Origin of the sequence: Bradyrhizobium sp. CCBAU 11430 (assembly GCF_028128855.1) — a bacterium.
GTDB lineage: Bacteria > Pseudomonadota > Alphaproteobacteria > Rhizobiales > Xanthobacteraceae > Bradyrhizobium > Bradyrhizobium ottawaense.
Map to the genome: position 1 here is coordinate 74,209 of NZ_LBJV01000057.1, position 19,713 is coordinate 93,921.

Annotated in this window: 22 protein-coding genes and 1 tRNA gene; 8 read left to right on the forward strand and 15 right to left on the reverse strand. The window is 62.7% G+C overall.

The features are described 5' to 3' along the window. Nucleotides 1-153: 153 nt before the first annotated feature. Complete coding sequence (locus XI04_RS17870) at nt 154-1,029, reverse strand: DMT family transporter (protein WP_038949123.1); 876 nt, start codon at nt 1,027-1,029, stop codon at nt 154-156. 165 nt (nt 1,030-1,194) lie between these two features. On the opposite strand from XI04_RS17870, the gene XI04_RS17875 reads away from it, so the two are divergent. Beyond that, a complete protein-coding gene (locus tag XI04_RS17875) occupies nt 1,195-1,593 on the forward strand; it encodes a RidA family protein (RefSeq protein ID WP_212475482.1) in 399 nt (132 codons plus the stop codon). A gap of 52 nt (nt 1,594-1,645) precedes the next feature. Here XI04_RS17875 and XI04_RS17880 read toward each other — a convergent pair whose 3' ends face one another. The 3 genes from XI04_RS17880 to XI04_RS17890 all read right to left on the reverse strand — a co-directional run bounded on the left by XI04_RS17880 (nt 1,646) and on the right by XI04_RS17890 (nt 3,246). Beyond that, nucleotides 1,646-2,191, reverse strand: a complete 546-nt coding sequence (locus XI04_RS17880; protein WP_028144526.1) for a hypothetical protein — start codon at nt 2,189-2,191, stop codon at nt 1,646-1,648. After that, entirely contained in the window at nt 2,136-2,486 is a 351-nt protein-coding gene (locus XI04_RS17885; RefSeq protein WP_080670293.1) for a hypothetical protein, read from the reverse strand. Before XI04_RS17885 ends, XI04_RS17880 begins: the two co-directional genes overlap by 56 nt. A gap of 172 nt (nt 2,487-2,658) precedes the next feature. After that, nucleotides 2,659-3,246 carry a formyltransferase family protein gene (locus XI04_RS17890; protein WP_095424117.1) on the reverse strand — a complete coding sequence of 196 codons (588 nt, stop codon included), beginning with the start codon at nt 3,244-3,246 and terminating at the stop codon, nt 2,659-2,661. 187 nt (nt 3,247-3,433) lie between these two features. Between XI04_RS17890 and XI04_RS17895 the strand changes: the two genes are divergently transcribed. From XI04_RS17895 to XI04_RS17905, 3 genes are all read left to right on the forward strand, one after another. Beyond that, entirely contained in the window at nt 3,434-3,718 is a 285-nt protein-coding gene (locus XI04_RS17895) for a hypothetical protein (protein WP_038949118.1), read from the forward strand. A 339-nt stretch (nt 3,719-4,057) separates the two neighbouring features. After that, on the forward strand, nt 4,058-4,276 hold the full coding sequence (locus XI04_RS17900) for a hypothetical protein (protein WP_028144529.1): 219 nt from the start codon (nt 4,058-4,060) through the stop codon (nt 4,274-4,276). Nucleotides 4,277-4,437: 161 nt separating this feature from the next. Further along, nucleotides 4,438-4,758 carry a hypothetical protein gene (locus XI04_RS17905; protein WP_038949116.1) on the forward strand — a complete coding sequence of 107 codons (321 nt, stop codon included), beginning with the start codon at nt 4,438-4,440 and terminating at the stop codon, nt 4,756-4,758. A gap of 27 nt (nt 4,759-4,785) precedes the next feature. Here the strand turns inward: XI04_RS17905 and XI04_RS17910 are convergent, their stop codons facing one another. The 3 genes from XI04_RS17910 to XI04_RS17920 all read right to left on the reverse strand — a co-directional run bounded on the left by XI04_RS17910 (nt 4,786) and on the right by XI04_RS17920 (nt 5,819). Then, the gene (locus tag XI04_RS17910; RefSeq protein ID WP_018317940.1) at nt 4,786-5,088 is read right to left on the reverse strand and encodes a hypothetical protein; all 303 of its coding nucleotides are present in this window, start codon (nt 5,086-5,088) and stop codon (nt 4,786-4,788) included. A 139-nt stretch (nt 5,089-5,227) separates the two neighbouring features. Next, on the reverse strand, nt 5,228-5,455 hold the full coding sequence (locus XI04_RS17915; RefSeq protein WP_212475481.1) for a hypothetical protein: 228 nt from the start codon (nt 5,453-5,455) through the stop codon (nt 5,228-5,230). A 151-nt stretch (nt 5,456-5,606) separates the two neighbouring features. Then, nucleotides 5,607-5,819, reverse strand: coding sequence for a hypothetical protein (locus XI04_RS17920; RefSeq protein ID WP_028144531.1), 213 nt, complete (start codon nt 5,817-5,819; stop codon nt 5,607-5,609). Nucleotides 5,820-5,969: 150 nt separating this feature from the next. Here XI04_RS17920 and XI04_RS17925 point away from each other — a divergent pair, with 150 nt between their 5' ends. Both XI04_RS17925 and XI04_RS17930 read left to right on the forward strand, forming a co-directional pair. After that, nucleotides 5,970-7,049: an AI-2E family transporter gene (locus tag XI04_RS17925; RefSeq protein ID WP_370092373.1), complete on the forward strand. Its 1,080-nt coding sequence runs from the start codon at nt 5,970-5,972 to the stop codon at nt 7,047-7,049. Nucleotides 7,050-7,190: 141 nt separating this feature from the next. Beyond that, entirely contained in the window at nt 7,191-7,583 is a 393-nt protein-coding gene (locus tag XI04_RS17930) for an NUDIX hydrolase (RefSeq protein WP_018317944.1), read from the forward strand. A gap of 1 nt (nt 7,584) precedes the next feature. Here XI04_RS17930 and XI04_RS17935 read toward each other — a convergent pair whose 3' ends face one another. Beyond that, complete coding sequence (locus tag XI04_RS17935) at nt 7,585-7,869, reverse strand: hypothetical protein (protein ID WP_212475480.1); 285 nt, start codon at nt 7,867-7,869, stop codon at nt 7,585-7,587. A 159-nt stretch (nt 7,870-8,028) separates the two neighbouring features. Then, nucleotides 8,029-8,268 carry a hypothetical protein gene (locus XI04_RS17940; RefSeq protein ID WP_028144534.1) on the reverse strand — a complete coding sequence of 80 codons (240 nt, stop codon included), beginning with the start codon at nt 8,266-8,268 and terminating at the stop codon, nt 8,029-8,031. Nucleotides 8,269-9,059: 791 nt separating this feature from the next. On the opposite strand from XI04_RS17940, the gene XI04_RS17945 reads away from it, so the two are divergent. Further along, on the forward strand, nt 9,060-12,164 hold the full coding sequence (locus XI04_RS17945; protein ID WP_212475508.1) for a DEAD/DEAH box helicase: 3,105 nt from the start codon (nt 9,060-9,062) through the stop codon (nt 12,162-12,164). Nucleotides 12,165-13,370: 1,206 nt separating this feature from the next. Next, a complete protein-coding gene (locus XI04_RS17950; RefSeq protein WP_028144536.1) occupies nt 13,371-14,039 on the forward strand; it encodes a hypothetical protein in 669 nt (222 codons plus the stop codon). 59 nt (nt 14,040-14,098) lie between these two features. On the opposite strand, the gene XI04_RS17955 is transcribed toward XI04_RS17950, so the two are convergent. The 6 genes from XI04_RS17955 to XI04_RS17980 all read right to left on the reverse strand — a co-directional run bounded on the left by XI04_RS17955 (nt 14,099) and on the right by XI04_RS17980 (nt 19,679). Continuing rightward, complete coding sequence (locus XI04_RS17955) at nt 14,099-14,341, reverse strand: hypothetical protein (protein WP_028144537.1); 243 nt, start codon at nt 14,339-14,341, stop codon at nt 14,099-14,101. Between the two features lie 465 nt (nt 14,342-14,806). Next, the gene (locus tag XI04_RS17960) at nt 14,807-14,977 is read right to left on the reverse strand and encodes a hypothetical protein (RefSeq protein ID WP_162832273.1); all 171 of its coding nucleotides are present in this window, start codon (nt 14,975-14,977) and stop codon (nt 14,807-14,809) included. A gap of 156 nt (nt 14,978-15,133) precedes the next feature. Then, nucleotides 15,134-15,328, reverse strand: a complete 195-nt coding sequence (locus XI04_RS17965) for a hypothetical protein (RefSeq protein WP_028144539.1) — start codon at nt 15,326-15,328, stop codon at nt 15,134-15,136. Between the two features lie 1,451 nt (nt 15,329-16,779). Beyond that, nucleotides 16,780-18,180 carry an MBOAT family O-acyltransferase gene (locus XI04_RS17970; protein WP_271610112.1) on the reverse strand — a complete coding sequence of 467 codons (1,401 nt, stop codon included), beginning with the start codon at nt 18,178-18,180 and terminating at the stop codon, nt 16,780-16,782. A 1-nt stretch (nt 18,181) separates the two neighbouring features. After that, a complete protein-coding gene (locus tag XI04_RS17975; RefSeq protein WP_271610113.1) occupies nt 18,182-19,189 on the reverse strand; it encodes a hypothetical protein in 1,008 nt (335 codons plus the stop codon). A 414-nt stretch (nt 19,190-19,603) separates the two neighbouring features. Further along, nucleotides 19,604-19,679: transfer RNA gene (locus XI04_RS17980), tRNA-Lys, on the reverse strand. Nucleotides 19,680-19,713 lie beyond the last annotated feature (34 nt).

Consider the following 19,713-nt stretch of genomic DNA (forward strand, 5'->3'; position numbering starts at 1 on the left):
ACCTACACGAAGTGCCCGACTTCGCGCCACCGAAACGGCGGTCCGTTGCATGCAACCCGCTGCTGTGTGGCCGAATGTGCACGATGGGAATGTTTCCCAACGTGATCCAAATCACACGCCCACTTTGTTTTGTCGCGCGAGGCAGCGCGAGGTTCACCCCGCGCGGGCGGGAATCGCTGAGACCGGCTTCAAATTCAGGAGATTGCCGCACAGGATCAGCACAGCACCGAGCACGGTCCAGGCGTCGAGCCGCTCGGAATACAGCAGCCAGCCGACCGTCGCCGTCAGTGGAACCCGGAGGAAGTCCATGGGAACCACGATCGTTGCGTCGGCATATCGGAGCGCGCTGGCAAGGCAATAGTGCGAGAAAGTGCCGCAGACACCGATGACGAAGAGCCATCCCCAAAGGTAGGCTGACGGCCAGGTCCACACATAGAGCGTCGGCAGCAGGCCCACGACCATCTGCACGATGATCATCCAGAACAGGATCGATAATGCGCTCTCGGTTCGGGTCAGCGATTTCGCCAGAATCATGGATACGCTGAAGCCGATTGCGGCTCCGAGCGCGATCAGCTGGCCGGGATTGATCTCCCCGGTGGCGGGCCGCACGATCATGACGACGCCGACGATGCCGAGCACGACGGCGGCGATCTTCCAGACCGTCATGCGTTCAGACAGGAACGTTGCGGCCAGCACCGCAGTCCAGATCGGCATGGTGAACTCGATCGCCACGACCTGGCCGATTCCGATCAGCGTCAGTGCGTAGAACCAGCCGAGCTGCGCGAAATAATGGACCCCATTGCGTGCAAGGTGCTGCGGCAGGCGTTTGGTCGCGACCGCCTTGAAGCCGCCGGCGCGGTAGATGAGCGGCAGGAGCAGCGTGAGACCGATCACCGAACGCACTTCCATGATCTGGAAGACGTTGAGCTCACGCGTGGTCTCGCGCCCGGCAACCGCCATGACCAGCATCAGCGACAGCCAGCCGGCCATCCACAATGCAGCCATCGTTTTGGACGGTGTCGCGCTCATTGGGCAGGGGTTTGGGGGCAGGGTGTTGGAGGTTGGAATGTGAAAGGACGGCCGGTATCGACGACATCGCCACCGTTTGCAACGGCCAAATCTGCGGATGCAGCGATGCAGGGCGACGTGCTAAGGCATCAACGAACAACGACAAAAAATGGGAGAACTCCGCTCATGCAGATCTTGCAGCCGGCCGAATGGAAAAAACCGCGCGGCTTCTCTCACGGCGTTGTGGCGGAGGGCCCTGGTCGCTGGGTGGTTCTGGCCGGCCAGACCGGCGGCGACGAGACGGGTAGCTACGCGCCCGACCTGGCGGTGCAGGTCGGAGCCGCGCTGAAGCGGATCATCAAGCTTCTGGCCGAGGCCGGTGCCGGCCCCGAGCACATCGTCCGCCTGACCTGGTATCTGACCAGCCGCAGCGAATACGAGGCCGCGAGCGTGGGTATCGGCGCAGCCTGGAAGGAGACGCTCGGCCGCAATTTCCCGCCCTCGACGCTGCTCTATATCGGCGGCCTCGTGGACGAGCGGGCCAAGGTCGAGATCGAGGTCACGGCGTTTGTGCCGAACGCATAAAAAAATCGATCCGGCGCGGGCGCCGGATCGATTGCCGTGTCACTCTACAGTCTTATTTCGACAGCGAGATATTGGCGCCGCGGAACTGGCTGTCCGCGCGGATCGAGACGTTCTGCTTGTTGCCGCTCGTCTTCAGCGCGATGTTGGCATTGAAGCCGGCCGCGGAGGCGACCACTTCGAAGTTCCCGCCGCCGCCGCGGCCCTGGAGCGAGCCGGAGATGTTGCGGCTGGCCTCGGACCAGCTGCCGGTGATGGCGCTGCCCTCGGCCCTGACATTGGCTCCGAGGTTGAACTTGTAGGCATCGCTGGCACAGGTCAGCGACATCTCCATGGTCGGGCCGATCGGGGCGTATTTGGCCCGGCAGCGGATCCGCTCGGTCGAGCCGTCGTCCAGCGTGACGACGCCGCCGCCGCTCCAGCTTCCTGCCATCGGGGCGAACGGGCCGGACTGGGCCTTGCTTTCAGAGTTGGCGATCCCTGCCGCAAACAAAACGGCGGCCGCGATCAGCAGCCGCCGCTTCCGGGCGCGAGCCACACTTGGTTTACTGGCGCGATGCTTCCCACCGCCCGCTGCACGGTATGCCTGCAGATGCTCCATTCCACTTCCCCGATCCGGCGTTGCCGTTGAGTTGACCGTTGGCATATGCACCATTGATCGAAACTTTCACAAGTCCCCCGCTACCGATGGTGCCGGAAACGTTAGCGCCGGGCGCGGTGATCCTGCCGTCGGCAACTGTCAGCATGGAGCTTGCGGTCGGCTCGCAGGTGCCGCTCTTGGTGACGATGACGACCTGCCAGTTGCCGTCATAGGGGCTCTGGGCGAGGGCGGGAGCGGCGAGGGTGCCGGTCAAAACTGAAGCGGCACAGAACGCCGCGATGCGACCAAAACGCATGAATTCCGTCCTTGAATTTGTCTGATATGCTGACGCTTATTCGGACGAAATGTGACGGAAATTTGTTGCAATGCCAAATCGAAAATTGTTCCTGTGGAAACAATGGTTTATTTGCGTTCCCGGTTCCGATTTTCTAAGCGGAATCAAGGCCCCCTCACGTTAAGGGTAAACGTCAGGACAGACTCGGTGCAGAAGTCGCGAATTGCTCGTCCTGAGTCTTGGACGGCAGCGCCTTGTGGACCTTGGCATAATCGATCACGTCGGCCAGCAATTTGAGGCCGAGCGGAGCGAGCGCGCGCTCCCAGAGTTCGCGGGCGGTCTCGCCCTTCCTGACGAAGCACCAGTCCTGGGCGGCGATGGCGCCGGCGTCCATGCGGTCGGCGAGATGATAGATCGTGCCGCCGGCAATCGGATCGCCTTCCTTGATGGTCCATTCCACGGCGGCCTTGCCGCGATGGCGTGGCAGCAGCGAGGGGTGATAGCCGATCCCGCCGAACTTGGCGGCGGCGAGCGCGTCCCTGCCGATCCGGGCGTGGCTGTGCGCCGTGATGATCAGGTCGGTATCGGGGGCAATCTCGGAGGCCACCACCAGCTTCGGATTGGCCTGGACCGCGACGTCGATGCCGGCCGCCTTGGCGGTCGCGGCGAGCCGATCCTCGGCATCGGCGACGACGACCCGGACGACCGAGACGCCGTGCTCCCGGAGCATGTTCAGGGTGGTCACGCCGAAATGGCGGGAGCCGACGAGGGTAATGCGCATGGGTGTCCGATCCGGTCTCGCAACTGCGTCATCCCCCGATAACACGTCCGGACGCCCTGTCACCACCCGCGCAGCGTTTGCGCCGGTTATCAACAATGTGCCGGCGCGGGACGCGACGCATTTCGCGATTGCGCAGGCGGCCGTTCCAGTGCTCCATACCTGCATTGCACGGCTCGGGAGCGAGTGCATGCGAGGCGCCTGGCTTTTCCTTTTCGCGACACTGATCGTAGCCCCTCCGGCTCATGCCGGCGGGCCGTACCCTGCCGTGCCGCCGGAGACCGGGGTCGCGCCGTTCGTGGGGCCGACCTGGGACGCCTATCGTTGCGCCGGAGGGACGGTCACCAACTTCTATCACGGTGCCTATTACGGTGAGGAGCCGCCGGCGCTCTATCGCGGCTATGCCTACCGGCCGTATTATCGCTACGGCGCCTATCGCAGATATCCGCGCACCTATTTCTGCGTCACGGACTAGCGTTGCCGCGCGGCCACGACAGGCCGGCAAGGAGGCGATAAAACCGGTTCCTGTGTTTGGTTTTTAACAGAGGTATTCGCGGCCGGCTGCTAGACATGCGCCCACCGGGGCTGGCGACATTTCAACCCGCATCCGTTTTCGAACCCGGCTTTGGCCGCTGGCGTATTCGCCAGCGGCCTTTTCGTGCCACCCATCACGAAATCATCGAATGGTAACACGATCTCAACCAGCCTGGCGTATCGACGAATCCGTCGCGGATTTGTATTGCGTACCGCGACACCGAAAATGTCCCGCCGGCCTTTGTGCGCCGCGCGGGCCTTTTTCGCCGGGACAGATTTCATGCCGAGCGCAATTGAGCAGATCGTCGACAGCTATGTGCGGCTGAAGAACCGGCGCGGGCTCGACGAGCTGATGATGCACAGGCAGCGGCTCGCGGTCGATCTGAAGAGCAGGTCCGGCTATGATTTCAGCCTGCCGATCGGCCAGATCGACGAGGAGATCGCGATCATCGAGGCCGGCCTCAGCCGGCTCAAGGCGGAAAATTCCAGCCCGGTCTAGCGGGGGCGGCGAGGCGGGCTCTCGCGTGGCGTGGGGACGACGCATCGTCGCAGCCGGAGGCCGGTTCATGCATGGTTCAGGCCGGCCATGTCTCAATCCCCGGGTTGTTTCGTGGGACACGAATCCTGCTAGGCTTGTCCCCGTGATTTGGAGGAGACGTCATGATCGAGCTTGCGCTGGCCGGCCTGCTTGCCTTTGCAACCGTGCCTGCGGCATCGCCGGAGCCCATGGTGGAGCAAGTTCAGTTCAGGGCTGCTCCGGGCGGACGATGCCCGGACGGCTATGATTTCAACCACTCGAACGGCCGCTGCTACCCCAACGATTATCATGCGCCGGGTGTCTACACGCGGAATCCCGGGCCGCACGAATACTACGGACGCCAACGCGGCGGCGGCCTCTGTCCGCACGGCTACGATTACAACTATTCGCGCGGACAGTGCTTTCCGAACGGCGCACGCGCGCCCGGCATGTACGGGCGGTAATCGATCGCCGAGCTGAGGCGGGCGCGCTCAGTCGCGCCGGCCGCCGTCGATCACCGTGAACAGCGGCCGAGCCGGGGTCGGCTCGACCAGCAATTCCTCCACCAGCGCGGTGGCTGCATCGACATATTTGCGTGTCGGCTTGTCGAGGGGGCGCTTGGCCTCGTCGTCGAGCGCGATCTTTGCGGCTTCGACCAGCTTGCGCATCCGCGCCGCATGGTCGTCGCCCGCCGTCAGCGTCGCGCGCGCCAGCGAGCGCAGCACGAACAGCTCGCCCTCGAGGCGGAGCAGGCGGTCGTTGAGCCTGGTAAGGACGGCGTTGAGATCGGCCATGTCTGCTGTTCGGCGCGGAGGATCCGTCCCTGATCTAGCGGCGATCGGTGAACGGAGTCCAAACGGTTCCGGTGCAATTCGGCCGATCCCGGTCCGTCCAGGATGACCGGCGCGGCGCAATCACAGCGCCGTGGACTGCCTACCACTCGACGTCGGCCCAGCGCCTGCCGAACACGGGCGGCCGTGTCTTCACCGCCTGCCAGCCGAAAAAATGGTGCTTGCCGGACCAGGCGTGCACCACGCCGCTGCAGATGCTGCATTTGAAGCTGCCGGTGTGGGCTTCGCTGTGCTTTTCCCTGGTCGCGGTGTAGTTCATGCCGCAACCCGCACAGGTGAATTCTTCGATCGTCCAGATGCTGTTGGCCATTTGACGGAATGCTTTTTGTTGACCTCGACCCACGGTAGTCATGGGCATTTGCAGTGGCGTAAACCAGGGCAGGGAAATCCGGTTAACGGGCGTTAGCCACGCCCGGCCGCCGTCGCGGGCCATGCGAGATCGGCGCGACCTCGCAGCCGGATCAGCTGTCGCTTCGCATGTCCCGGTCGATGCGCATCTGCACCCGCCTGACCGCGAGCTGCCGCAGCCTGCCTTGCACCCGTCCGGAGCGGACCCTGGCGCCGATCGCATAGGCGTATTGCCAATAGCCCGGCGCGGCGTTCGGCCTCAGGGAATAGCGGATGCCGCGGTGCATTCCCGCGCGTGCATCGGATTCTCCGGGAGGGTCTGTCATCGCCTTTCGAATGCGGGATGGCCCCGATGTGTTCCTAATCGTGGCCCCGAGCAGTTCCAGTCGCCTTGACGCCGGATGCGTTGCTGGCAATAACGGCTGGACCTCGCAAGCACCGGAAGTTGCGTTCATGCCGCAAGGAAAGCAGTGCCCGTGAAAAGTCTCCGTCAGCTCCTGACGGGAGAGGATGTCATCCAGCTCGTGATCCGGCTCGGCCTGCTCGCCCTGCTGATCATCTGGACCTTCCTGATCATCCGCCCGTTCGTGCCGATCCTGGCCTGGAGCGGCGTGCTCGCGGTCGCGTTCTATCCGGCCTTCAGCTGGGTCGCAAAAATCCTCGGCGGCCGGCCCAAGACCGCAGCAGTGATCCTGACCCTGATCACGCTCGGTATCGTCATTGGCCCGGCCACCTGGCTGGGCATCAGCGCGGTGGACGGCGTGCGTGAGTTGGCGCATCAGCTCGGCACCGGCGATCTGGCGCTTCAGGCCGCGCCCGAGCAGCTCAAATCGTGGCCGCTGGTCGGCCCCTTGCTCTACGAACTCTGGGACCAGGCCTACACCAACGTCCGCGCGGTGGTACGCGAGGTGGCGCCGTATCTCCAGCCGTTGGCGGGCCCGCTGCTTTCGCTCGCGGGCGATGCCGGCGTCGGCACGCTCCAGTTCCTGGTGTCGGTGTTCGTGGCCGGCTTTTTGTTTCCACATGGGCCGCGGCTGGTCGCGGCCAGCCGCGGTTTCCTGTTTCGCATCGTGCCCGAGCAGACCGAGCATTTCCTGTCGCTCGCGGGTGCGACCATCCGCGCCGTGGCGCAGGGGGTGATCGGCGTCGCGATCGTGCAGGCGCTGCTCGCCGGCATCGGCTTCAAGCTCGCCGCGGTGCCGAGCGCCGGCCTTCTCGCCTTCATCGTGCTGCTGCTCTCGATCGTGCAGATCGGCGCCTTCCTCGTGCTGCTGCCTGTCATCATCTGGATCTGGACCGCCAAGGATGTCACCACGGCGCTGCTGCTCACCGTGTTTCTCGTCGTGGTCGGCTTCCTCGACACCATGTTGAAGCCGCTCGTGATGGGGCGCGGCCTGACCACGCCCACTATCGTGATCTTCGTCGGCGTCATCGGCGGCACGCTGGCCCACGGCATCGTCGGCCTGTTCATCGGGCCGATCATCCTGTCGGTGGCCTGGGAGATGATGATGGCCTGGATCAGGACCGAGGATCGGGCGGGAGCGGCCGAGGGCTGATCTTGCCTCGATCGGCGCGATCTTTCCGCCGTGCCGCCAGGACCAGACGGATCGCGGCCTGTGATCAAAACGTGCCGGGAACTTGTCTGTTCGACTAGACAAGTTACGATCGGGACGATTCTGGTTTCAATGACGGCAGCAATGGCGAAGTCTTCCAAACTGGTAGCCGCCCGGCGCGGCAAGGTCTTGTTGGTCAGACGCCGGTCGGACGGCCTGTGGATGTTCCCGGGCGGCCGCAAGCGCGCGCGAGAGTCCGACAAGGACTGCCTGCGGCGGGAGATCAGGGAGGAGCTGCCCAAGCTGAAGCTCGGCAGGATCAGCCTCTGGAAGGAAGTGACGGCGAGGAACAAGCGCTCCGGTCGTAAGATGAGCGACGCGATCTTCATTGCCAAGACGGCTAAAGGCAGGCTGGCGATCGGCGACAAGAAGGAGATCGACCGCGCCGCCTGGCAGAAGCCGCGCGGCATCCGTCTGACGCCGACCTCGCGCTATATCCGCGACCGCCTGTTTCCGAGGAAGCAGAGGCGGCGGTGAGCTAGTCCTCGCGTCCCGCCGATCGTGTTCGTCCGGCGAACCTCCTCGACTGCTGCGCCTGCGGTTCGGGCGCCACCAGCTTCGCGGCCTCGGCCTCGCGCATCTCCTTGCGGACCTTGCGCGCATCGCGCATCGCGCGCTTGACGAAGGGATGCTGGGAATCCTCGGCGAAGAACAGCACCACTTCGCAGCTCGGACATTGTCTGGAATAGCCGTCCTGCAACCGCCCGGCGCGATCGCGAAACACGTTCTTGCACCGCGTGCACTGAATCTGGACTGAACTCATGCGCGGACAACAACGATTTTGGGAAATGGATCGTCAGATGATCCCAAATGTCTGAAGAAAGCTTGAATGCCTTCGTGGTCGGATGCTCGCGGATCGCGCGGGCAAGCGCCATCGGCCGCGGCCGGCGGCGGAAGAGGCCGGTTAGAAAACGGTCAGCCGCTATTGCTTGGCCGCCATCGTGTCCAGGCACTGGTTGAGAAAGGCGGTGCGATCCCTGGGCAGCACTTTCTCGAGATCCGCCTTCAGCGCGCATTCGCGCTGGCGCAACTGCTCGGCCCGGCGCTTCTCGGCCGCCTCGCGGAATTCGGGAGCAACCTTGTTGGGATCGACCAGCGGCTGTGAGCGGGCGGGAGCCGTCGCAAGCAGTGCAATGGCGGCAATGAAAAAGATTGGTTTCAAATGAGCCTCCGTAAAAGAAGGCATCCTAGCGCGCGGCGGGGGCGTGCTCAAACCGGGGGAGCGCGGTACCCCGTTCCGGCGCGATTGGCCGCGCGGGCGAACCTCCAGCGGCGGCTTTGGAACGACTGGGCGCTGCAGGCGTCGAATCCAGGCTCGCGGCCCATCCCTAAGTCCCCAAAGCCCCCGGGCCGCGAGAAAACCTTCCCCACAAAGGTTGGCGACCTCGGTTCACCGGGGTCGTTTGTTTGCCGCAACATGTGAACCAGTTCACAAGCGCGGGGTGAAATCGCTGCTATGAAGACGTCATTGCTTGACCAGTTCATTTTGCTCGAAACGCCCCAGCGTGGCTCCAAGCGCTGGGGTTTTTCGTTTCTCTCCGGGCGCAGAATGTTTACAATCGCGCCAAGCGTCGCATCGACAGACGCAGATCTCGCGCCGCGCTAGTTCCGGCCCGAGCTCGATCAACAGCCAAATTGTCGGGATCGCGGCGCCGCGCCGAACGTTGCCACCAGGCGTGCGTTCATCGGGCAAATCCCATATGCAAGGCGAGAAGTCGCCGAATCGGAATGAGGGCGGCTGGCGTTCAGTTGACGACGGCTTACGACCAGAAACGGATTCAAGTGAGGCTTACCAAAAAGGCGCGGGTGGCCAAGACGCCGCCGAAGAAGGCGTCACCGCACAAGACGTCACCGAACAAGACAACGGCGAACAAGACGTCGCCACGCAAGGCGCTGCCAAGGAAGAGCAAAGATGCGCAGCGCACTGCGATCTCGTCCTCTTCGCCGCTCGGCGTGCTGGCACTCCATCTGCTTGCCCAATGGACGCAGTCCGGACGCAGCGGCATCGTTTTTCTCGCCGAGAGCGAGAACAGGGCGGAGCGGCTCGGCAGTGTCATTCACGCGCTCGACCCCTCCTGTGAGGTGCTGGTATTTCCGCGCTTGAACACTCTGCCGTTCGATCAGCTCGAGCCGTCGCACGAGCTGGCGGGGCGCAGAGCTTCCGTTCTCAGGCGCCTTGCAAAATCCAAGAAGCCGCTCTTTCTCGTCTCGACGGCGGAAGCCGTGATGGAGCGACTGCCGCTGCCGGCGAGCCTGTCGCGCCTGAGCGTGAGCCTGAAGGTGGGCGGCACGTTCTCCGAACAGGATCTTGAGACGCGCCTTGAAGCCCTCGGATACGATCTCGATGACGAGCCGGATTATCCGGGTGGGGCGCTGTTTCACGGCCAGACCTTCGAGATTTTTCCCGCCGGCGCGCTGGGGCCGTTCCGGATCGAGCATTCGGATCGCGCGATCAGGCGGATCGTGGCGTTCGATCCGAACGAGCACAGGATCATCTTCGAGACCAAGGAGCTTATCGTCGATCCCATGTCGGAGCGGCTTGGCCTTGCCGGCAAACGCGGCAAGCGCGCGAACCTGTTCGACTATTGCGGACGCGCCAAATGGATTGCCGATGCCGGCGTGCCGATGCATGCCGACGGCTGGTTTGACACGATCGAGGAGGCCGCGCCGCGTGCGGAACGTGAGCGCGAATATCTCGGACGGCGCGACTGGAAGCAGCTCTCCCGGGGGATGAAGGTGTTGCCGCGCGCGTCGTCCTTCCAGACCATCCCGGAGTTTTCGAAATTGACCTCCTCCCGGAAGGCGCTGCGTGCCTTCGTCGAGGAGACGCGCCGGGCCGGATCGCGACTGATCCTCGCCGCAGCGCATGAGGACGATCTGCGCGTGATGGAGCGGATGAGCGGCCTCAAGGCGCCGCGCTGCGAAGATTGGGACGACGCGGCGCGCGGGCGCAGCGGCGAGGCAGCGCTGCTGGCCGATCTCGATGCCGGTTTCGTCATGCCGGGGAAGAAGCCTCTCGTCGTCGTGACGGCGTCCGACGTGCTCGGCAGCCGGGCGCATCATCCGCAGCCGATGGCGCGCGCCTGGAGCGCGGCCTTCGACCATGCCGACGTGCCCGAGCAGGGTACGGTGGTCGTCCATCTCCAGCGCGGCCTCGGCGTGCTCGACGGCCTGCAGACCGTGAACACCGGCGGCGGCGCAATGCGGGAGATGATCCGCCTGAAGTTCGCCGGCGACAATGCGGTGCTGGTGCCGCCGCCCGATCTGGCCCTGATGTGGCCCTACGCGGCCGAGCTCGGCAAGCTCTCGCTCGACAAGGCGGACGGCAGCACGTGGTGGGCCCGCCGCGGTGAGGCCGAGCGCGAAATCCAGGTGGCAGGCAAGGCGCTGGCCAAGCACATCAGCCAGCGCCGCAAGCGGCGCGGCGACAAGCTGGTTCCGCCGGGCTCGGCCTACGAGAAGTTCGTCGCGCGTTTCCCTTACTTCACGACGACCGACCAGGCCAAGGCGATAGCCGACGTGCTGGACGATCTTGCGTCCGGTCACCCGATGGACCGGGTGATCTGCGGCGACGTCGGCTTTGGCAAGACCGAGGTAGCGCTGCGTGCGGCGGCCGCCGTCGTGCTGTCGGGCAAGCAGGTGGCGATCGCGGTGCCGACGACCGTGCTGGCACGGCAGCATGTCGCAACGTTCCAGAAGCGATTTGCACCGTTCGGCATCGAGGTGGGAAATCTGTCGCGGGCAACCTCGGGCGCGGAGCTGCGCGAGACCAAGGAGGGACTGCGCAGCGGCCGGATCAAGGTTGTGATCGGCACGCAGGCGCTCGGTGGCAAGGACGTCAGGTTCGACGATCTCGGCCTCGTCATCATCGACGAGGAGCAGCATTTCGGCGCGGCCGAGAAGGCCAAGCTGTCCGGCCTCGCCAAGAATGTCCATGTGCTGATGATGAGCGCGACGCCGATCCCGCGCACGCTTGCCGCGGGCCTGGCCGGCTTCCGCGACCTCAGCGTGATCGCATCGCCCCCGGTGCACCGGCTGCCTGTCGCGACCAGGATCGCGCCGCTGTCGGATGCGGCGATCGCCTCCGCGCTGCTGCGTGAGCAGCGCCGCCACGGCCAGAGTTTCCTGATCTGTCCGCGCATCCAGGATCTCGATCCGATGCTGGCGCGGGTGCAGGCAGTGGCGCCGGACCTGCGCATCGTCTGCCTGCACGGGAGACTAGCGGCCGACGAGATCGACGACCGCATGATGAGCTTCGTCGAGGGCAGGGCCGACGTGCTGCTCGCGACCAACATCGTCGAGAGCGGCCTCGACATCCCCCGTGCCAACACCATCGTGGTCTGCTGGCCGGAGAAGTTCGGCCTCGCCCAGCTGCATCAGCTGCGCGGACGCGTCGGCCGCGGCGGCATCCGCGCTTTCGCTCATCTGTTGACCGAGACGCAGTCCGGTCAATCCGAGAAGCGGCTGGCCGTGCTCGAAGAGTTCAGCCGGCCCGGCGCGGGCTTTGCCATCAGCGAGCGCGACCTCGATCTGCGAGGCGCGGGCGACCTGTTCTCGGAGCAGCAATCCGGCCACGTCCAGGTGTTCGGGCCGGTGCTCTACAGCCACCTCCTGAAGATGGCCTCGGAGAAGCTCGATGAGGGGCAGGCGGTGTGGGTGCCTGACCTGAACCTGCCGGTCGCGGACATGCTGCCCGAGACCTATGTGCAGTCCGAGCCGGTGCGGCTCGAACTCTATGCGCGCGCCGCAAGATGCACGGACGAAGACGACCTCGAAGACCTCGAAGAGGAGACCTCCCGCCGCTTCGGCCCGTTGCCGAAGGTCGCGCGCGAGTTCTTCGCCGCAGCCAGGCTCAGGCTGGAGTGCAAGCGCAGAGGTATCATCCGCCTCGACGTCGGGCCTGAAGCTGCGGCCGCGACGTTCCTGCCCGGACGCTTGCGGAAGTCGAAGGGAACGTCGCTTCAACGCGACGGCGACCGCGTGGTCCATTACGCCAAGATGCAGGATGCACCATTCGAGCGGGTCGAGGAGTTGTTCGAGGTCCTGGACGAGGGGTGAGGGGCTCGCGCGTTCGTCAGCGCGAACAACTGCGAATTCGTAGCGGAATCCCTGTTCCACCCTTATAGTCAGTTGGGGCGTGGCGAAGGAGATTGTCCGATGTCACATGCCATTCCTCCAATCATCGCGATTGTCGCAAGCTCGTGTCTGTTGGCCCTGGTGCAAGCAGGCGGCGCAAATGCCGGGTCGGCAGGAGCTGGCATGGGAACCGGGCCGGGTAGCGCTGGCGGCTCGGCGCCTTCTGGAATGGGGACGAGTGCGGGCAATGCAGGTCCTTCCGCACCCGCGGGGATGGGGACAAAGGACAGCGCCGCCGGCGGCGATCTGGGCACCAACAGCCAACCGACCAATCCGAACGTTCAGCCCGCCACGCCCGCAAGGTCGCGGGCGGCAGCTCAGGCCGCGAGAAATGCCGGGGCTGGTCACGCTCAAAATGGCCTGCCGATCGGCGCGATTGGGAGCGGCACGAGCAATGAGGATCAAACGGCCACTGGTTCGGCGTCCTCCCAAAACAGATTCCGGCCGGCAACACAGGCTCAGGGAAACAGCGGCGTTGGTTCGGTTGGTCTGGCAGGGAGAGGCTCGACCCTTTCAGAGCAGCGAGCCGCACGAGCTGGAGACAAGGTGCTGGATGCCAAGGCCCAGGTCGAGCGGCGAACGACTTTGTCGCGCAAACGCGCTACGAGCCCGATAGGACCAGATTTGTAATCTGCGAGCGGATGGAGGAGCTGTTCCGAGTGCTCGATGAGGGGAGAGCGCATCAAAATGCGAAAACAACCCCATGCACAGTAGCTAAGTGCTGCTGGCGCAAGGTGTTTTGAATCCGGCGGCAACGCCCGTTTGCTTTGTCGGGTAAAACGGTGGCATGATGCCATCTTCGGGAAATCCGCTAGTCAGGATGCGGACTTAGGAACGGCTGCCGTAGGGTAGGCAAAGGCGCAAAGCGCCGTGCCCACCATGCATCCAAGCCCCGGCGATCGAAGCGGTGGGCACGCTTTCGCTTTGCCGACCCTACGGCAATGTCAGCGTAGCGCCTCCTCTTCGCACGGTCCCCCGTAGTCGGCCGGGGGCGGCGTGCTCGGCCGCTAACGTGGAATTAATCGGAAATGCTCACAATTTTAGACAGTTGTGTAAGGGTGCTGCGTACAAGGGGTCGTCGCGAGGACGGTCCAGGGGCGGTTTCCTGTTGCTCGCTCACTGGGGTCAATGCAAATGACCACGACCTTCGAAATGCAAAGCTTCGCCGAGGAACTCGACGCTGCAGCACTTGCAGCCGCCGCAGCAGCGGACGAACCCGAAATCTCCGAAGCTCCAGCCCTGATCAAACGGTCCAGCCGGAAATCGGTCCTGGCCCTGTCGGTCTGTGCCCTGGCCATCAACGGCGCGGCGGCGATCTACACATCGCCTTCCGATTTTAGTTCGCTGAATGTCGGCAGGCTGGCTGAGCTGCTTCCGCGTTTGGAGGCGTCCGAACCAAAGCCGGATCCCGTTATCGCTGCGTTGAAGGACATTCAGGCGGCCCAGCGGCAACACACCGCGTTACTGCAACAGACCAATCAGGCAACGGACCAGAACTCGGTTATGCTGCAGCAGGATTCGATGGTGCTGCTGTCGCTGCGGCAGAGCATCACGGACGAGCGGGTCGACGTGAGGAAGATCTCGTCGCAGCTGTCCACGTTGATGGCGAAGATCGATGCGCTGCAAAACACGACGACGTCGGACGTCACCTCGTCCATCCGACGAGCGCATGCGCGCTACGGACTGTCCGCCGCGATGCGCAAGCGGATGGTTCGGGAAGCAAAGCCCCTGGGTCCCGTTTCGGTCGGAGGCGCCCCGCTGACTGTGCCGGCTGCGACGGCTGCTCCGGAAAGCTGACGACCAACTTCCGGATTGACCGAGTCGAGCCGAAATTGGCCGTCAGGTCCGACAGTCCGTCACTTCGCGGCGTGGTCGATCTTGTGCTGCAGATGCCCGGTGTCGTGATCGCGACGCAACTGGCTCAGCGACGTCTCGTTCAGCTGAAGCAGGACCTCGCTGAGCTCAGTCGTATCGGGATAGCCGGCCGCAAAACCTCTTCCGTAAATCTTGCGCAACGTGCCGACCAGCGTGTTGCCGTGCTTCTTGCCGATCGCGCCATCCTTGTCGCGGTGGCGGCCATCCAGGCCGTGTTCCTTCATGGTTCGCTCCCTGTGCGGCGTCTTGAGCGCCTCGAGAGAGCCTGCTCCCAAACGAGTTGACTGGCAATGGCATGGCGCGCGGCAGTTGCGAGCTGCTTGCACCAGCGCAGGTGCCCGCGCTTCTCTCCTGCTTGTGAAGCCGCAATCGGTTGTGGTGAGCCGATCGGGCATCAGATGACAGCGGGCGATTGCTCGATTGGAGTTGCTGCGATGCGCGCTCTTATTGCCATGGGTCTGTTGCTGGCGCTGTGCACCTCCGCAAACGCCGCGCCGGTGCATCACCCCCGCGCACGCCATCCTGCGGTGGACCGGCCCCGCGCGAATGCAACTCCGCCGGCGCGCTTTGCCGTCCCTGGCTGGAGCGACGATGCAACGCTGCGCTGGCTGAACAACGCCTCGTCAAACGTCGGCCGAGGCGGATAGCCGCGGAAGCGGAGGCTGGTGATGGCTCGAATGGCGGGGCGGCTAGGCGGCCTGCTCTTCAAACGAGGTGTAGATCCGGCCGGCGGGATCAACGACCCGAACGTCCCAGCACCCGTCCTCTGTAAGCTCTTTGGCTTTCTTGAGGGCGGCGGCGAGTGACAGCCGCTTGAGACTGACGACGCCCGCCGTGTCGAAACCGTTGATTTCAAACATGCCGTTCCTCCGGTTTTGGTGAATCCTACACGTTTCCGGCGGGTTGTCAGCGGGTTTTTGGGGGCGGGCCTGGGCGAACGGCGAGCTCAGAAAATCTCGCAGCATCGGCAGGCGCAGCCTTCCGCAGGCGTGTCTTTCAATAAGCGGCGCGCCTTTCTAGGGCCGAGACGGGGCAGTCGCGGTCTTCCGCTCGAGCATGGCCATTTCAACTTGGTCAGCCAGGACCGTGAGGTGGCTTGCAAGCCGGTCGAACAATTCGCGCTTGCCTGGATCGGTTGCCAAATCGCGGATCAGGGCGCATTCGGCCGCATCTTTCCGAAGTTTCTCGATCTGGACGAGATAGTCCTTCATCGGCAATTGCTCCGTTCCCCGCAAATGGAATGGTACAGGCAATGTACGAAAGCGAACAGAAGTGATTGCCGCTTTTTCCTAGTCTACGCTTGCTTCGGCCCTTCCCAAAAGGTCCAGGCACCTCCAGCGGCCCCGGCCTCCACCCCAGAAGCCCCCACAGCCGGGGCCGTCACTGGCAATGGAGCCCGCTCGATCCCCCGTGAATCTGACCTTCTGCGCGTTCGCGATAGGGGGCGTTGAGCCTTTTGCAGCGCACGCCCGCGCCTACGGCGCGGCACTTTCAATAGGAACTGTCCCCTCGCCACCGCATTTCCGATTTGCATAGTTTTCCCGGTTGTCTCGGTCGATCTTCGAGTAGCCCAGGGGGCGTACAATGGGCACTGGTGATCACGCCGCTGTGCTGAAACAGCGTTTCGACGAGCTTGCTTCCGGGCGTTCCGAGTTAGAAAATTTGCGCTCCCGCGTGATCGCGGCCGAGCAAATGCAACAGATGCGTAGCGCCGACCGCAAACCGGCCGCACCAATCCACCGGACTGCTAAACTCAAATCGTCGGCAAAACCCGATCGGCCAAAGAGGCGCCTGGCGCGGCCGCCCAGCGTCGGGCAATGACGTCGACGCCGGGCTTCCGGCAATGCCAATGCCGGCTAGACTTTGGCAACCGTCATCAGCATTCGAGCGTGGCCAAAATACTCAACTAGTGAACTACGCGGAGAAAATAGTAGCCGACGCCGCCGATGACGAGCACCGTAGGGACGGCCCAGAGTATGAATACCGGCATGTCTACCTCCTTCAGTTACCTCCGGTAGCGGGATAACTTGGCAGAGATGGTGCCGTTCCCGCCTTATAAAGGCGGGGATAATCTTCGCGTTGCACACGCGGTGCACGGCTTGAGCAGGTTGAGCTTCGAGAGATTCGGATTGGCGCGTTACGGGTGTAGCACTTGCGAAACCCATCGCTGGCAAGTCGGTCGGCCACTTCGCTGCCTTTTGAGGATTGCTCCGATAACCGATGGCGGATCGCAGCGGCGCTGATCGCAACGAGTGACGGGTTTTGCAAGAGCTCAAACCGACTTAGGCGCCGAGTGCTATGCCAGCGGAATGGTGTCGACGCGCAGACAGGGGCGGCACTGGAAAGCATGGACTGCAGGCAGATTGAGGATGGCGGGAAGCGTCGCCAAGAACGTCATCGGCCGTCCGCACTTGGAGCAGATCAGAACGGGCGGGCTGTCTTTCGCTGCGCAGACCATCGCCAAAATGCCTGAAGGGGTAGGGCACAATAGGCGGATGCTGCGGGGAGTTCATCTCGGGGCGACTACTGGGGTTATCGGAAATTGGCGTGCTTTTGCGGCGAAGGGGCCGTTGGGGATTGCTTCGAAAAATCGATCGCGGAACGCAGCTGTGTCGATCGCAACGAGTGATGGGTTTCGCAAGAGGTCAACCCATCCTACGTGCTAGAAGCGAAAATAGATGAACTCAAAGCTCTCCGCCGAGTTTAGCGCAAGTATGGCACAAGCCGCGAGAAGGCCAAGGCCGGCGGCGCAGACTGGTCTCGGCGGAAGCCGCGACACGAGAGTGGATGTATTGGGAAGAACAAAAGCAAGCAGCCCGGCGAGACCAACAATCATTGCCGAGAAACGGAGGTCCAGGTGAGCATCAGTGCCGCCCCTCCGCAGCCAAAGCAAGGCTTCGTAGATGTGCCTCGCCGCCTCGAAGTTCTGCGCTCTGAATAGCACCCAACCGAAGACGACGAACAGGAGGGTGAGAGGTCCGCATATCAGCGCGGGCACGACGAGCCGCGAGCGACGCCAGACTGCTTCGAAGCCGAGTCCGATGCCATGCAGCGCGCCCCAGGCGACAAAGGTCAGGCTGGCTCCGTGCCACAGACCGCCGAGTGTCATCGTTGCAAGCAGCGCGTAAAGCTGAAGGGCAGCACCATGCCGGTTGCCGCCGAGAGGAATATAGAGATAGTCACGCAGAAAACGCGACAATGTCATATGCCAGCGCCGCCAGAAGTCCTGGAGCGATGTTGCGCGGTACGGCGCGTTGAAGTTCTGGGGCAAGGTGATGCCGAACAACAGAGCCGAGCCGATGGCCATGTCGGTATAGCCGGAGAAATCGAAGAAGATTTGGAAGGTGAAGGCAAGCGTACCGAGCCATGCGTCGACCGGCCTGACTGGCGACAAAGCGGCCTGTGCAAATACCGGATTGGCGACAGTTGCCAAATGATCGCCCAGCATAACCTTTTGACAAAGGCCGAGGATGATCAGTGTCAGGCCGTAGGCCGCGCGTTGCCACTGCTCGCTGTCGCCCACCAGGGAGGAACTAGGAAAGGGGGAAGCAGCGAACTGATGCATGACTTCGCGCCACCTGACCAGTGGACCGGCAAGGACCTGCGGGAAAAAGGAGATGTAGAGACCATACTCGACGAGCGAGTATTGGGGCGCAAGCTTTCGTCGAAGATCCGTCAGGTACATGACGTGATGAAAAGTGAAGAAGGAAATGCCAAGCGGCAGGGCGATATCGAAATGCAACGTTCCCCACTCAAACGGCAGCAACCCCAGTAGGAAGTTAAGATACTTGAAAACCCCGAGCACGATGATGTTGGCCGCGATGGCGCCGTAGATGATCCATTGCCGCCCCGCAGAAGCGAACCAGCGTGCCGTGAGCCAGTTGAGCAGGACTGAGAGAACGATCAACAGAATAAAGTGCTGATCCCAATATCCGTAGAATGCGATCGAAATCGCCAGCAGAACGACGAGTCGGCAGCGGGGCAACCATTTGCATGTGCCAAGATAAATGAGCCACGCAGCAGGTAGGAAGACGGCGAGGTAGCTAAACGAGTTGAATAGCAAGCTACGGCCCCTTCACTACAGTCGGAATTACTCTAGCAATGTCCTCCTCGATCTGAGCGGCATAAGCGCGCCGATAATGGATGGGATCAAAGAAATTTGCCGGGACGCTATTTCCGGGACGTTCGGCTCCCGACCAATCGAGGACGGTGGCGTTTGGGAGGGAAGTGGCTGCATGAGCCAACTTCAATTTGCATTCGCGGTCAGTTGTCTCTGCGGCGCTTCCCGGCGCTGGCGTATAGCCGATATACCGCGGTGTCCACAACAGGACGAAAAACGCGCGCGACGGTTTCCCGATGTGATCAATGAGCTCTTGGACGGCCGGAAAGCTGTTGCTTGGATTGGTGGATTTATCTGGTCTCACGCCTTTGTCGAGAACAGAGCGAACGAAGTTGATGTCGTCGTAGCTAGCCTGCTCAAACGGGCCGATAAATCTGTGGTAGCCATCGACTGCTATGTAGGGGCGGTAGCCGTCCGCTTTCTTGGCTTGCCAGTTCGCAAAGACAGTTTTGAACATCTGGAAAGATGTTGCGCCTGCAAGGCCCCACAAATAGTGCGGCAATGAGGAATAGAGCCAAAACGGAAAGGGCCTACGCTCGCTGTTATTGGCGCCGCACCATGTTTCCGGCAACAGCCCGACGACCACGATCCTGGCATCTTCATGATGTGCCAGAAAGAACTTCATCGTCGCGATGGAGGCCGGCGCACCCGAGCCAGAGATAGAAAGGGTCACAAAATGCTGCCCGGTTAGCTTACTCAAACTTTGCGGCATTAGAGGCATCGATGCTGAGTTGCCGATAATGACGGAGTTAAACCGAGGATCGATCGCCCGTGACACCATCGCGGGTCGTTCTTCGTTGTATCCAACGTCTTCACTCTTGCTGAGACGAAGACGTCCGAACGGATCAAGCGCGACGACTGTGGCAAATGCCCCGAGAAGACCGATGGCCATGGAACCGATGCTAACGGCAATCCAGGAGCGCCCGCGCACGGTCTGGAACGAGTCAACCAATGCAACCCTCGACACAATTTGTTGTCTTTAGACAATCGTTAGGTGCATACACGGAGTGGTTGTGGAGGTCCAGAGGCGAATTGGCTGCAAACGGTTTGGCATCATGGCCATCCGTTGCGCCGAATCGCTTGCGAGCGATGGCGGCTTCATGGTGAGCCTTGGAAACAACTTCAGATGCAGATGGCTACCGCAGCCCAGCCGATCACGAGCGTAACCGTAAAGGGGCGACACACGATTGGGCTAAGTCCAGTCCGGTGTGCGGGTCCGAATGACTTCTATCTCCGATAATCTCGACTCGTATAGAAAATCGAATTTGGCGAAGGTTGCGGATCGTTGTCCGGTTGTCGGGGCTGACATGCCCGCCCGGGCGCAATTTGGCACAGCTATAACGTGTTGCTTTTGTATCATTAGCTTTGGTGAGCGCGCTGGGGCTCGAACCCAGGACCCCGTGATTAAAAGTCACGTGCTCTACCGGCTGAGCTACGCGCTCCCATGGCCGCTGATGGCTTAAAGAGATCGCCATC